This is a genomic window from Spiroplasma endosymbiont of Seladonia tumulorum, assembly GCF_964020235.1.
In the GTDB taxonomy this organism is placed as follows: Bacteria; Bacillota_I; Bacilli_A; order Mycoplasmatales; family Mycoplasmataceae; genus Spiroplasma.
The window spans coordinates 89358-103611 of record NZ_OZ026545.1 but is presented as its reverse complement, the minus strand read 5'-3'; the positions used below and the strand labels follow the sequence as shown (position 1 = coordinate 103611).

At 26.2% G+C, this 14254-nt stretch carries 17 protein-coding genes and 1 riboswitch; all 17 genes read left to right on the top strand.

From position 1 onward, the window contains the following. Positions 1 to 219: 219 nt before the first annotated feature. Positions 220 to 1497, top strand: coding sequence for a hypothetical protein (locus tag AACL22_RS00695; RefSeq protein WP_338988815.1), 1278 nt, complete (start codon positions 220 to 222; stop codon positions 1495 to 1497). Positions 1498 to 2058: 561 nt separating this feature from the next. Continuing rightward, positions 2059 to 2230: riboswitch (cobalamin riboswitch) on the top strand. A 400-nt stretch (positions 2231 to 2630) separates the two neighbouring features. Beyond that, positions 2631 to 3341, top strand: a complete 711-nt coding sequence (gene deoD, locus AACL22_RS00690) for a purine-nucleoside phosphorylase (protein WP_338988813.1) — start codon at positions 2631 to 2633, stop codon at positions 3339 to 3341. A gap of 19 nt (positions 3342 to 3360) precedes the next feature. After that, positions 3361 to 3984, top strand: coding sequence for a deoxynucleoside kinase (locus AACL22_RS00685; RefSeq protein ID WP_338988811.1), 624 nt, complete (start codon positions 3361 to 3363; stop codon positions 3982 to 3984). A 46-nt stretch (positions 3985 to 4030) separates the two neighbouring features. After that, positions 4031 to 6019 carry a transketolase gene (gene tkt / locus AACL22_RS00680; protein WP_338988808.1) on the top strand — a complete coding sequence of 663 codons (1989 nt, stop codon included), beginning with the start codon at positions 4031 to 4033 and terminating at the stop codon, positions 6017 to 6019. Further along, positions 6019 to 6630, top strand: coding sequence for a bifunctional 4-hydroxy-2-oxoglutarate aldolase/2-dehydro-3-deoxy-phosphogluconate aldolase (locus AACL22_RS00675; protein WP_338988807.1), 612 nt, complete (start codon positions 6019 to 6021; stop codon positions 6628 to 6630). Before tkt ends, AACL22_RS00675 begins: the two co-directional genes overlap by 1 nt. Before the next feature lie 15 nt (positions 6631 to 6645). Then, positions 6646 to 7233 (top strand): nucleoside 2-deoxyribosyltransferase, encoded by a 588-nt coding sequence (locus AACL22_RS00670; protein WP_338988805.1) that lies wholly within the window; start codon positions 6646 to 6648, stop codon positions 7231 to 7233. A gap of 270 nt (positions 7234 to 7503) precedes the next feature. Continuing rightward, complete coding sequence (locus AACL22_RS00665) at positions 7504 to 7893, top strand: hypothetical protein (protein ID WP_338988804.1); 390 nt, start codon at positions 7504 to 7506, stop codon at positions 7891 to 7893. Positions 7894 to 8847: 954 nt separating this feature from the next. Beyond that, on the top strand, positions 8848 to 9579 hold the full coding sequence (locus AACL22_RS00660) for a hypothetical protein (RefSeq protein ID WP_338988803.1): 732 nt from the start codon (positions 8848 to 8850) through the stop codon (positions 9577 to 9579). A gap of 213 nt (positions 9580 to 9792) precedes the next feature. Next, the gene (locus tag AACL22_RS00655) at positions 9793 to 9951 is read left to right on the top strand and encodes a hypothetical protein (protein WP_338988800.1); all 159 of its coding nucleotides are present in this window, start codon (positions 9793 to 9795) and stop codon (positions 9949 to 9951) included. A gap of 11 nt (positions 9952 to 9962) precedes the next feature. Continuing rightward, the gene (locus tag AACL22_RS00650; RefSeq protein WP_338988799.1) at positions 9963 to 10421 is read left to right on the top strand and encodes a hypothetical protein; all 459 of its coding nucleotides are present in this window, start codon (positions 9963 to 9965) and stop codon (positions 10419 to 10421) included. Between the two features lie 18 nt (positions 10422 to 10439). Then, complete coding sequence (locus AACL22_RS00645) at positions 10440 to 10679, top strand: hypothetical protein (RefSeq protein ID WP_338988797.1); 240 nt, start codon at positions 10440 to 10442, stop codon at positions 10677 to 10679. 128 nt (positions 10680 to 10807) lie between these two features. Next, entirely contained in the window at positions 10808 to 11665 is an 858-nt protein-coding gene (locus AACL22_RS00640; protein WP_338988795.1) for a hypothetical protein, read from the top strand. Between the two features lie 36 nt (positions 11666 to 11701). Next, positions 11702 to 12199 carry a hypothetical protein gene (locus tag AACL22_RS00635; protein ID WP_338988793.1) on the top strand — a complete coding sequence of 166 codons (498 nt, stop codon included), beginning with the start codon at positions 11702 to 11704 and terminating at the stop codon, positions 12197 to 12199. Between the two features lie 42 nt (positions 12200 to 12241). Beyond that, complete coding sequence (locus AACL22_RS00630) at positions 12242 to 12412, top strand: hypothetical protein (RefSeq protein WP_338988791.1); 171 nt, start codon at positions 12242 to 12244, stop codon at positions 12410 to 12412. Next, positions 12391 to 13299, top strand: coding sequence for a hypothetical protein (locus AACL22_RS00625; RefSeq protein ID WP_338988790.1), 909 nt, complete (start codon positions 12391 to 12393; stop codon positions 13297 to 13299). Before AACL22_RS00630 ends, AACL22_RS00625 begins: the two co-directional genes overlap by 22 nt. A 12-nt stretch (positions 13300 to 13311) precedes the next feature. Beyond that, a complete protein-coding gene (locus AACL22_RS00620) occupies positions 13312 to 13677 on the top strand; it encodes a hypothetical protein (protein ID WP_338988789.1) in 366 nt (121 codons plus the stop codon). A gap of 9 nt (positions 13678 to 13686) precedes the next feature. Beyond that, positions 13687 to 14247, top strand: a complete 561-nt coding sequence (locus tag AACL22_RS00615) for a hypothetical protein (RefSeq protein ID WP_338988787.1) — start codon at positions 13687 to 13689, stop codon at positions 14245 to 14247. The last annotated feature ends 7 nt before the right edge of the window (positions 14248 to 14254 follow it).

Sequence of the window (14254 nt, the reverse complement as noted above, 5' to 3'; positions counted from 1 at the left end):
TCATTTTATTTTTCAGTGTGCCAAAATTCATAAATTTAAAACAAAACTACTAAATTTTTTTAAAATAAATTATATTGAACATTTATTTTATTGGTGTTATAATAAAATTAAGTAGAGTGCTACACTTCATAGTACAATTTACACACAAAATAAAAATACAATTAATAGTACTGAATATCAAAATAAATTTGATAAGCTGTATGCAGAAAATTAGACCAAATGGATAAAGATGCGATAGATGCTTTAGCAACATTAAAAAATGGCTTTCTTGCTGTGTTTAATAATATTAATAATGAAATTTATAATGACTATTCAAATTATTATCCTGATAGTAAACCAATTAATTTATTAAATGATAGTTTAAGTTATGAATTAAATTTTATTGATATGGTTCAATTGCAAGCAATTTTAGATCGACCAGGATTAGAAACAGTAAAAGCAGTTAGACTAGATTTCCATTTTCAATTTGAAGCTAAGTTTAAACTTTTAACAACAACTTCAGATTATGTAATCCAATATGTTATTACTGATAATCCAGAAGAAATAAAAGTTGTTTTAAATGGGATGGTTCAAAAAATTTCAAGAGTAATTGTTATTTTTTTCAATCAAGAAGGAATTTTTCAAATTAATAAAACACCTGAATTTGCTACAATTTATCAAAATTTTGATGTAAACTATACAGCTGGTTTTGCTAATTTAGATAATATTATTTTAGAAAAGTTGCAAAATAAAATTAAAAGTGATAGCGAATTGCAAAAGTTTGTAAAGAATATTAAATATAATTCTTCAATAACTTTATTAAGTTTACTAACAAGTGCAATTAATAATACTACTAATGGTGTTAATGTTGTTCAAGAAAATACAGCTTCATATGTTTGAACCGGAAAAGGATATCAGCCTAATAAAATTACTCCAGAAAATTTTGTTAAGTTTTATCGTTCATTAGTTAATGTTTTTAATACTGGAGGTCAGAACTTACGATTAGCTGATTTTCATGTGAATTTAGCAAAAATTCAAGTGGCAGGGTTTCCATTATCTGGAGCAGTAATGAATGATGGGCAAGCATTAAAAGTTCAAGTTGAAATTACAGAAGAAGGTTTAACAAATAAGTTAATGGAATATGTACAGTTAGTAGTTGCTTTTTATAATCATTTTAAATTAGAATCAAATGAGCATTCAGAAGTATTCCAACTTAGCAAAGAAGCTTTTACTAAAATTTTAAATTTAAAAACCCGAAAATACAAAGATGTTTTAAAAATATTAATTAATGATTTTAAAGAAGCAAATCAAGCAAAAAATTTACCAGGAATTGATATTTTTACAACTGGTAATTGGGAAAAACGTGTTCACAAAGTGAGTTTAAATAAAACTAAAGATACTTTTTCACTTCGTCGGCGAGCAGTTTGAAACTTTGATTTATTATTTGGAAAAAATAATGCGGTTTATTATACTGAATGAACATCAACATTATTTACCTTAGAATTTACTAAAAAATAAGTTTAATTTAAAAAAGCAAGGTTTTCTTGCTTTTTTAAATTAACAATAAAAATTGCTAGCATTAATGCTAGCAGGTATGTAAATAATAAATCTAGTCCGTTTATTTTAATAATAATTAAGGTTAGTATGTGAATAATAATTGTCACATTATTCATTTAATAGTTTATAAATGTTATTATGTTGCTGATTACTACTAATAAGGAATATAACAAAATTTAAAACTAAACCTAAATTATTTATTTAATAATATTGCAAATAAATAACTATTTGTTATTGATTGCTTATTATTTGATTTATTATGTTATCTATTATTTTTTATGGTTGGCTAGATTGTTGACTATTTTTTGATTCTATATTGGAATTGAAAGGAGTAAAAATACTTAATAAGGTCCATAAATATTATTTACAATCTTTATTATATGCTTCTAGATTTTTCTGACAATAGTTTCATTTTTAATTATAAAAATATCAACTTTTTTCCTAGTTTGTTTTTAGTTGGTAAATAATTTGTTAATTTTAACTTGCATTTTAAAAGTAAACTTTATATTATTATTTTAACAACTTTAAAAAGCAATTTTTGATGTTACGGGAATTAGGTGTGAATCCTAGGCTGTCCCAGCAACTGTAAAGTAAATGAAAGCTAACATCATTCCATTGAGAAAATATTTCTTGAGAAGGAATAGTGAGTAAAGTGAAACTAAGCCAGTAGACCGATCTAAAAAAACATTGGTAAAATATCAATGCTGCACTTATAGTTATTATCTCTGGGGTTAGATGATTAATTATTTATTAGTGAAAACTATTAAATAATAATTTGAAAGACGTCAAAAAGCGTTTTTTAGTTGTTAATTTAAAGCAGTAATCCTATCAAAAGGTATTATTTAAAAAAAGATAATAAATAATAAAATTAATTAATAATTAAGTTTAATAGCATTTGATTTAAAATGGTTTTATTTTTGCTATTGTCTTAAATTATTAATTAAAATAATCGTAGAAATTAAACATTATTTATGTGGATATGCAACAATATTCTTTTTCGTGTTGTTTAAATATCCTTACTTTTTAAATAAAAATAGCATTGATAGGTGTATTTATTGGTAATTAAATTAAGCGGAAAAGAGAGGAATAAAAAAATGACACCACATATTAATGCCAAAAAAGAAGAAATTGCAAAAGTTGTTTTAATGCCGGGAGACCCATTACGGGCAAAAACCGTTGCTGAAAAATATTTAACAAATTTAAAATTAGTAAATGAAGTTCGAAATATGTTAATGTATACTGGCAAATATAAAAACATTGAGGTAACAATTGCTGGAAGTGGAATGGGTTGTCCAAGTATTGGAATTTATTCATACGAATTATTTAAGTTTTATGATGTTGATTATATTATTAGAATTGGTTCAGCTGGAAGTTATAATCCAAATATTAAAGTTTATGATATCTTTAATGTTCGTGAAGCATTTGGCGAAAGTAATTATGCAAAAATTGCAGCTAATATTGATAGTAATTTAATTGCTGCAAGTGAAAAATTATTTAATGAAATTGAAACTGTAGCACAAGCAAAAGGAATTAAAACTCACACGGGAATTGCTCATGCAGCAGATGTTTTTTATCGTTATGATGATTCATTAGACTTTACTCATACTCATAAGTTAGATGTTGTTGAAATGGAATCATATGCTTTGTTTACTAATGCAATTGTTACGCAAAAACATGCAGCAACATTATTAACAGTTTCTGACCATCTTGTAACTAAAGAAGTTACTACAGCATTGGAACGCCAAAATAATTTTATGACAATGGTTGAATTAGCATTAGATACTGCTGTTCAATTAATGGGTTAAAAACGAAAGGAGCAATAAAATGAAAATTGCAGTCTTTGGAACCGTTGGAGCAGGAAAAACAAAAGTTAGTGAAGAATTATGTAAACAATTAAACTATAATTTATTTAAAGAACCATTAGAAGAAAATCCATATTTTAAAGATTTTTACCAAGATATGGAAGGATTTGCCTTTAAAATGCAAATTTATATGTTAACAACAAGAATTGAGCAATTTTTCAACATTGATAATTTAGAGGATACTGTTTTTGACCGCACAATTTTAGAAGACCCTGTTTTTGTGCGAGTTTCCCACTTATTAAAAATTATGAATGAAATTGATTTTAAAGTTTATAATCGTTTTTTTCAAAATGTTATTGTTCCAATTTTGAAGAAAAAGTTAGGCTTTGATGTCATTATTTATTTAAAAGTTTCAACTGAAAAAGCGGTTGAACGAATTAAACAACGTGGGCGTCAATTAGAATTAGAAACCCCATATTATTACTGGGAAAAGTTAAATGAACAATATGAAATTTTATATCATGAATTAAAAAATGATTATAAATTTATTGTTATTGATGCTGACAGTGATGATTTTTCAGAAAAAATAAGCATTATTATGCAACATTTATTACCTCTTGATAATAAAGTTCCTTGTTTAATTTAAAAAATAATTATTATTAATATTTTAATTTAATAAGGAGGAAATTAAAATGAAAAGCACAAATAATAATATAGAAACAAAAAGTTTAAGTAATTTAAGAATTTTAGGACTAGATCCTATTATTTATAATAAAACTGGCCACCCAGGGATTGTATTAAGTGCAGCACCACTGATGCAAGCAATTTATTTAAATAATTTAATTGCTAATCCGGCAGTACCTGATTGAATTAATCGTGATTGTTTTGTATTATCTCCAGGACATGCTTCAACTTTACAATATGCGATTTTACATTTAGCTGGTTATAATTTAACAATTGATGATTTAAAAAATTATCGTCATATTAATTCAAAAACGCCAGCTCATCCAGAATATGGTGTTACTCCTGGAGTGGATAATTCTTCTGGTCCCCTAGGACAAGGAGTTGGCTATGGAGTTGGAATGGCATTAGCTGAACAACATTTAGCAGCTAAATTTAATAAACCAGATTATAAAATCATTGACCATTATACTTATGTTTTATGTAGTGATGGTGATTTGCAAGAAGGCGGAGCAATTGAAGCAATCCAATTAGCTGGGGTATGAAAATTAAATAAATTAATTATGTTATATGATTCAAATGATTGCCAATTAGATACAAAATGTGATGCTGTTTTAAAAATTGATTATCAACGTTTTTTTGAAGCACAAAATTGAAATTATATTCGAATTGAAAACGCAGATGAGGATCTACCAGCAATTCAAAAAGCAATTGAACAAGCGCAAAAATCTGATAAACCAACATTAATTGAATGTAAAACAATTATTGGTTATGGGCATCCAAAACAAGGTTCACCTATGCATTCTTCACCATTTACTCCCGAGGAGATGGAACAAGTAAAAGCATTTTATGATTTTAATCATCCACAATTTTATGTTGATAATGATGTTAAAAAACATTGACAAGATACTTTTGCTAAACGAGGAGCAACAAAATATGAAGAATGAAAGAAAAAAATAACTTCTTACAAAGCAACATTTCCAAAGGAATATGAAGAATTATTTGTAATTCCATCGGTTGATTTAAAAGATTTTGAAGCGTTATTAACAACTGATAAAGATAAAAAAGCAGGAACACGAATTATTATGGGTGATGTGTTTAAATATTATCAACAAAAGTGTTTAAATAATATGTTTGGAGGTAGTGCTGATTTGGGTACTGCAACCAAAATTATTGGTTATAATGGTTCATGAACAACATCAACACCACAAAATAATAATGTTCATTTTGGAGTGCGTGAATTTGCTGCCGGAACAATTAGCATTGGTGTTGAATTACACCAAGGTTTAAAAGGATTTAATTCAACATTTTTAATTTTTGCTGACTATATGAAACCATGTATTCGAATGGCTTGTATTCAAAACTTACCCGTAATTTTTGCTTTTTCACATGATTCAATCGGTGTTGGTTTTGATGGAAAATCACATCAGCCAGTTGAACAATTAGCAATGCTACGAAATTGTCCGAATTTAAATGTGTTTCGTCCAGCGGATATTAAAGAAGCAATTGGGTGTTTGAAAGCAAGCGTAGAAGCAAAAAGTGCTCCATCAGCTTTAATCTTGTCGCGACAAGATACCCCATATCAATTAGCAGAAACATGTTGAGAACAAACGTTAAAAGGGGGATATATTGTTGTTGCTGAAGATGAGACAAAACCATTGGAGGCAATTATTATTGCAACAGGAACTGAAGTAGCACCAGCAATTGTTGCGGCTAAGACAATTAAGAAAAATATTCGTGTTGTATCAATGCCCTGTGTTGAATTATTTGAACAACAGTCAAAAGCGTATCGGGAAAAAATTGTACCAAATAATATAACAAAAGTAATTGCAATTGAATTTTCAAATGATTATGTTTGATATAAATTTGTTGGTAAAACAGGCTTAATGTTAGGTGTTGATGATTATGGTTTATCGGGAAGTGCGGATGCTGTTATTAAGTATAAGCAATTAGATCAAATTTCTATTATTAATAGAATTAAAGCATATTTAGGAGAATAATGATTACATTAGAAAAACTATTAGAGTATAAAACTTTTTATGTAATTCGAAATCATAATTATGTTGTTGCTCAACAAATTTGTGAACAGTTAATTAATTTACAAGTTAAATGTTTAGAATTAACTTTCACAATTCCTAATGTTGCAGAATTAATTAGTTTTGTTTGTAACAAGTATCCAACAATTTTAGTTGGAGCAGGAACAGTTTTAACATTAGAACAAGCAATGCAAGCAGCAACAGCCGGAGCTCAGTTTTTAGTAGGTCCAGTTTTTAACCAAGCAGTTAGTAAATATTGTCATCAAAATAATTTACTGTATATTCCAGGGGCAATGACACTACAAGAAGTTAATAATATTGTTAATGCTAAATGAGAAATTATTAAAATTTTCCCAGCAACAGCATTTAAATTAAATTTTATTCAAACAATTAAAACATTTTTTCCAACAAAAGTTTATATGGCTTCAGGAGGAATTAATTTAACAAATTACGAAGAAGCAAAAAACTTAGGATATGATTTAGTTGCTGTCGGTGCTTTTATCACTGGTGATATTAATAGTACAGGTCTTGATATGGAAAAATTTAAAACATTTGAAACAATAATTAATCAATAAAGGAGAAAAAATAATATGAGAGATAATAAAAAAGTAATTTACAATGCGGGTAGTATGTTTACTGAGGCCCAATGAAACACAAGAAAACGTGAAGGAGATATGTTGCGTGAAATGTTTCCAGACTTTATTATTGGAAATCCAGTTGATTTTGAAACAAATCAAAAAGAACGTCCTACAAATAAAGCAATTTTTGAATTAGATTATGTTGGTTTAACTGAAGCAGATTATGTAATTTTAGAATTAGATGGTTGAGATTCAGGAACTCATATGGAATTTGGTTTAGTAGTTGAACAAGCAATTCATAATAAAAATAAATATTTATTCCCAATTATTTCTGACTTTCGTTTACATCAAGGAATTTTAAAAGGAGAATATCCTGGTTTTGGTTTAAACGAAATGATTACAGGAGCATTATATTATGAACCATTAAATAATGGTGATGTTCCTCAAATGACATTATGTAATTCGCATAAATTAGCTTGTGAAGCAATTAAAACTATTGAAACGGGAAGAATTGAAGAGTATCGAAAAAAATATGATATTAAAGATATTTTTAAAGAAAGAGAAGATACTTTATATCATGGTTTTAATTGTTTTATTTAAATTAATTAATAAATTAATGAAGAGTTATATGATTTATAACTCTTTTTATTATGCTGTGAAATTAATAGAAAAGAATTATAAAAAAATTATTGGATATAAAAAATAAATAGTTAAAGAATAATAACCATTTTATTATTTAATTACTTGCATTTTTTTATAATTTAACCGTGTCAAATTTTAAAACTTTAATGTTTGATTACAACTTTTATAATGAAAAAACTAATTTATATTAATAAAATATTTATTTTCAAAGAAGGGTGTTAGATTCAAATGGATACAAATTATGTACAAAATGAACAAGAGAATGTTCAAACCAATGTTATTCAAAATAAAAAGCCAGATAATTTATGTCGAGCAGGATGTATTATAGCAATTGTTATATCATCGTTAGCATTGATAGGTTTTTCAATTGGTGGTTTAATGTTATTAGTAACAGGCACTATGAGTTATGGTTTTTATATGGTTACTGGGATTTTTTTAATAATTGCTGGAATCGAAATAATACCAATTATTATGTGCAATAATGTTTTAAAAGGAAAAGCAGAATCAAATCTTGCAGCGGGCGTTATTGCTTTAATTTTTTCAGGTTTGATTAGTGGTCTTTTAATTTTAATTGGTAAATATGAAAATGAAAAACCACAAATATTATCTACTAATTAGTTAAACTTTAATTAACAATAATTTAAGCAAATAAATTGTTAATTAGTATTATTTTTTGCAAATAATTTGAAAAATAAGTTAAATTACTTTTTATTTTTCTTTTTACAAGATAATATATGGCGTCCTGTACGATGAACCGGCAAAAAACAACTCTTGTGAGATTGTTTTTTTTATTTTTATATTAAAAAACATAAATTTATTTGCATTATTCATCGGATAGTATCTTTAAATTTAGAACTTTTATCATAAAAAAACAGATTAAATTCTGTTTTCCCTACACAAAATAAACAATATTTTTATAAATCCTTTCAATAAAGGTATTATCCGATGAATAATGCGGCACTTAAAATTTAATATTTTGATGCTTAAAGATGAATAACTCATCTATGGCACGAAGCCTTAAAGAAAGTGTGAAAGCGATTGGATTTACTACTCCTATTTATTTCTTTAATTCTCGGCAAGATTAATCACTTGCGAAATGTCAGAGCGCGTGTTTTTTGCTTGTTTTCATAAAAAGAGTGCTGTTAAACCGAAAAAACAATATCGGACACTAAAAAAACAAGAGGGTTGGAACTCCAAAAGGTTATTTTCTTTATATAAAGTTGTCTAGGGATGGATGAAGCGTAATTAATAACTGGGTAAACTGTTTCTTTGTTTATTTCCGTATGGGGGTAAACTCTGTCAAAATATCTTATCCCGCCCCCGCTTCACTTTAAAGGTGAGCGGGGGCGAAGTAATTAAATACTAAAATAAATTATTTACTAAATATCAAAATATTAACCAATAAAGGAATATTATGTTTTTTACAGAAAGGAAAATATTTGATGAAAAAATGAAATAAAAAAATTAAAAATAAATTACAAGAATTAATGATACGAGCTTATCTAGTAACGGTAAATGATATTAATGATGAAATTTGAGCAACAAATAAAAATAATTAAGGAGTATAGATAAATGACAGAATATAAAAGTTTGTATATTAATAAAACTTGAAATGAAATAACAACGTCATTTGATTGAGTTAATTGTCAGCCTGTTAATTGTCGTATTTCACATCATAAAAAGCATTATTATTTGCAATGTTTAGAATGAGCCAAAATGTACTTAATTTTATTTAAAAACAATTGAGATGTAATTGCTTCTTATATGCAACATTACAAAATTAACGATATTTTAGATTTAGCATCCGATGGATGAAAAATATTACAAATTGACAAAAAAAATAAAACAAATAAATTAAAATATATTATTGCAATTGACCCTGTTGGAATTGGACAAACTGGTATGATTATTTATAATGTTTTGCAAAAGAAAATAATTAATAATATTACTTTTAATTCTAAAAATGAAGAAGAAGCAATAAATAATATGTATTTAATATTAAATGAGTTTAAAAATAAAATTTGTTCTTATTTAAATAAAGTTATTGTAATAATTGAAGATTATCAACTTAATAAAGGTTTAAAAATAAAAAATCCATTAGCTACTCCTAAATTTATTGGTGGTTTAAAAGTTTTATGTAAATATCTATTTAATTTAAATTATGTTTTACAATCGCCAGTTGTTAAGAAAAATTATATTTATAAAGGAAATATTAAAATGACAGAGCACGAACACGATGCTTGAAAACATTTACAATATTTTATAACAGAAGGAGTTGATAAAAATGGCACAAACAAAAAGTAATTTACTTAAAAAATCAATAACTAATAAATCTAAAATAAAAAAGTTAATAAATTAGAATTAACTGTTAGATTACATGAAAACCCAATTAAAACTAAAATTAAGGCACTGGTTGCTGCTGGTGTTGAAGTTGATGCTTGTTCTGCGAAATGTCAGTGAGAAGGATTAAATTACTCAACATTATCAATTTATAATCCGTCAGTTGTATCTGCTTTTTTGAAATTAAAAAAAGATGATGAGATAAAAATTAAAGGCTCAGTATTTAATCAGTTAAATATAAAAACTAAACGCTATTTTTTATCTTTTCGAGTCGATAGTTTCGAAATTATACAAAAAGCGATTAGAAAAAGAACAAGTACAAATATTAAAAAATAGGAGGAAAAACAATGGCATTAAAAAATGTAAAATTTGTTCTTATTGATAAAAATAATGAACCTATTAAAAATGAAGATGGTAGTTTAGATATTAAAACTGCTGAAATTATTTTAGAAAATACTGTTGAAGTTGAAGAATTTAATGCAAGTAATTTAGAAAATAGTAATCAACAAATCAACGAACTACAAACAAAAAATACTGAATTAACTTCACAAATTGAAGAACAAACAATTCAATTAAAACAAATTGAAGTAATTGATTTTATTAATTCTTTAACTGATAATGAAGATTTTAAAAATGTTTTATTAAAATCTTATGATATTACTGATGATATTGAAATCATTAAAGTACAATTGCAGAGTGTTTATGATGAATTAATTAAGGTACAAACAGTTAATACTGGTGGCGTACCAAAATCAGAAAATAAAGAAAACAATATTTTAGATACAGACAATGTATTTAATAAATAAGAAAGAAGGTATAAAATTATGGCACAAAATCCACAAAGAATATTCGGCGATATTGTTAATCAAGCAACACAAAAAGATTGTGAATCATTTGACCAATGATATTTACAAACTTATCAACAAAAATTTAGCTGAGAGGCATTATTTGCGTGAAAAGAAGCAAATAAGTTTGGTTTAACATATAAAAGAAAGAAAAATATTAAATATAATGAAGGTATAGGAAAAGAAAAAAAGTATTTAATACTGATGACAGTCTTTTAAACTATACTGAAGTAAAGTTTGAAGATGGAACAGTTGAATTAGATACAATTTTAACTTTTGCTCGTAAATTAGACCCCGTAGAAAGTGATTTTAATCCCAATCTTTGGGCGGCTGATATTGAGCAAGCAATGGATACTGAAGTTGCTTATAAACGCAATAAAATTTTAGAAATTATTAATAAAGGAACTGTTACAACTATTCAAGGACAAAAATCAGATGATACAAATGCTTTACAAATCCACGATGAAATTATGGATAAAATATATGAAAATGGCTTTACCCCATCAGAAACAGTTGTCTTGGATTCGGCTGATTTTATTCGTGGAATTCGTAATAAATTACAGTTACAACTTGGCGCAAATGACCAAATAAATAGCGTAATTGAAACAAGTGGAGCAATGAAAACTGTTGAAGGAACAACATATTATATGGTTCCTAAAAAATTACCAATTATTAATAAAGATGGTTCAGAAGGAACAATTGAATTATTACCAAACGGAGTTAATGCAATTGCCTTTAAATTTAGTAAAAAATATGATCCTCTTATTTTACGCAAAAAAGACCATACTCCGCTAAGGGTTGGTGCTGCTGCGTTAGGTACTGGAATGGGTAATACTTTAATTATGGAAAGAGTTTTATATTTAGGTGGAGCAGTAGTTGAACCTAAAGGAATTATTAAACATATTGTTACAAAAATTGATATTAGTAAAATTAATAAATTAGATAAACCAACTATTCATGTTGTAAATCCAACACAAACAACAGCAGAACAGTTAAAACCACAATTTAAAGATGTTGTTTTAAAAGCAGTTAAAGCCGTAAATAGTTCTTTAACTGAAAGTGATTTTGATTACTTTATTGAAAGTAAAGGTGAAGATTGACCAATTAATATTACAAATGATAAAACTGTTTCTGTTCAAATTGAAGGTAAAAACAACGCTACTGGTCAAACATCTCCGATTGATGTTAAAATTAAAAATTCTTAATAGTACTAAAAAATAGTACTTTTTCGTTTGATAGATATGCCAATTAGAACATCTAAAACAGCTCTTATTTATGCTGTTAAAAAAAATCCAACTAGATTGTCAATCCAACAACAAGAAAAAAATTTTGGTTTACAGTTATTAGAATTTTTAGGAATTCAAGTTTTAGCTCGTGGTTTATCAGTTTTAACTGGTGGTATTGCTTCGGCTGTTGGTCTTGGTACGGGATTATCTAATTTTGCCGCAGCATTTATCTCGTTTGGAGTAGAAACAGCAACCGATTTTGCCGTAAATCAAATATATGATAAATTAACATCAGAAGTAACAGCAAAAAGTACCGCCTTAAATTTGTTACCAGCAATTGGCGGTGTTGGTAAATTAACGCGTGCTGCTCGAACAACTAGAATTTTAAAATTAGCAAAAGAAACTAAATTACTTGAAAAATTAGGTGTAATAACTGCTAATAATTTAGAAGATGTTGTAAAACAAGTTACAGGCAAAAAGATTTTATCTGATAAATTAATATTTGATTTTTAAAAGCAGGCTAATAATGAAACTTTATTATATACATTTGGTAAATTGGCCCGAAATGATTTTTATAAAGGTTTTAAAGTTTCTAATTTAGAAACAATTAATAATTTATTAAAAATTGAGAAAAATATTCAAAAAATAAGCCCTACATTAGTTCAAAAAATACCGCGCGTAAATGAAAAAAAAATGCTAATAAATTGTTATATGAATATGGATTAAATATTGATAAAATAAGCAAAATTAATACTAATGAGTGATATAACATTATGACTAATCTTCATAAAAAAGGTGTTGGTAAAAATCTACTATTAAATGCTAATTTAATGCGGAGCAGTAAAATATATAATAATAAATTATTAAATATTTTTCACCAAACACCAATTAAATTAAATAAAATTTTAAATCATTTAAACCCAAATTTTTATATTCAAAAAGTAACTAAAAAATTATTAGCTCCAATTGAAAAACAAATAATTACAATTAAACAAAAAGTAATTAATAAAATTACTGATAAAACTAAAAAAATATTCTCTAAATTTGAAACTAAAGCTATTAAAAAAGGCCAATTATTACCCTTTGCTTATGGTTCTGATGTTTTTTTAGCAGTAAAAATTGTTCCATTATCAGTTGCGGGAGAAGTTGCTTTAACAATATATTATAAAAATCCTAAATATGTCCCTATTGTCGTTATGACAACTTTAATCAAAGCAGAACAGTTTGTTTTGGCTCCTGAACCGTTTAAATTCTATATGAACAGTGAGTGGTTTATTGGTTGGGGATTTAAAAAAACAAGTTTGTTTAATTTAGTTTCTTTTGCCCCACTTGTTTATCAGCAAGTAGTAAAAGATAGTTTTAAAATATATCGGATAATTGCTAAGATATTAAAAATGCAAGAACAATTTAAAAATAACTTTAATAAAGATAAATTGTTAAATACGCTAGAAGATAGTGTGGTTACTAGTTTGTTAGGTAATGGACTAGTATTTCAAGCATATAAACAACTCAGAACAAAACAAGATTTAAACAAAACAATTAAAACAAAAACATTACTAAATAGTAAAAAATTTATATTAAAGAAAATATATTTTAAAAAAAGTAAATGATAAGGAGATGATTAAATGTTAAATGAATTATGACAAAATGTTACTTTGGAAAATTATAATAATTTTATTCCAATGACAGGTAAAATTACACAAGTTCCAGTTCGTTATAATAAGTTTTTTAAAGGTGATGTAGAATTATGATTTAAAACATTTGCTTTAAGAGCCAAAAATATGATTAATTCTTACTTAAACTATCCATTTTCAAAACTAAAGTTTGAAACATTTAAAGATCCATTATTAAAGAAAATTTGTATTAATATGGTGTTTATTACGATTGAGCATTGAACATTTAACCGCATTCCAATTGAATTTTTTACTTCGGCAAATATGAGTGTTGGTGATATTAATTATTCATCGCAAAATGACCCTATGATTACTTAACAAGGTCTATTGCCTACCTATGCAAAATCATTGGCTAATTTAACAACTTTAAAGAAAATGTTTCGTACTTTTCAAGAAGAAGGTATTGATTTAACAATGATTGATTTAGAAGCATATTATACTCAATTAGAAGTTGATGCTTTATTAGATAAACTTGTTATAGAAAAAATTAAAGATGAAAAACTTGCAAAAATAAAAGAAGAAATTTTAGATGAATTAAAAAAATCAATTGTTATACCAAAAGTTCCAGATTGAGAAATTGTTGATACTAGTGATTTTAAAGTTGGACAAAAAGGATATACTATTCCTAATTTTGATAAAGAAAATTATATTTATAGAATTTGAGCCTCAGGAAAAAATATCAAAGGAGATTTAAAAAGTCAAGGGATGTTGCAAACAAGGCATAGTTTTAGACAAACAATAGGTGTTATATATGATCAAATAGGTGTTAATAGTGCATGTTTAGCATTATCTATTAATCCTGATGGATTGATTAATATTGGAGTTAATGGTCCAGCAACATTTAGACCTTTGGGATTTGTGTTTATTGAAAGAAAAAAGGTAAATTAGAAAGGAG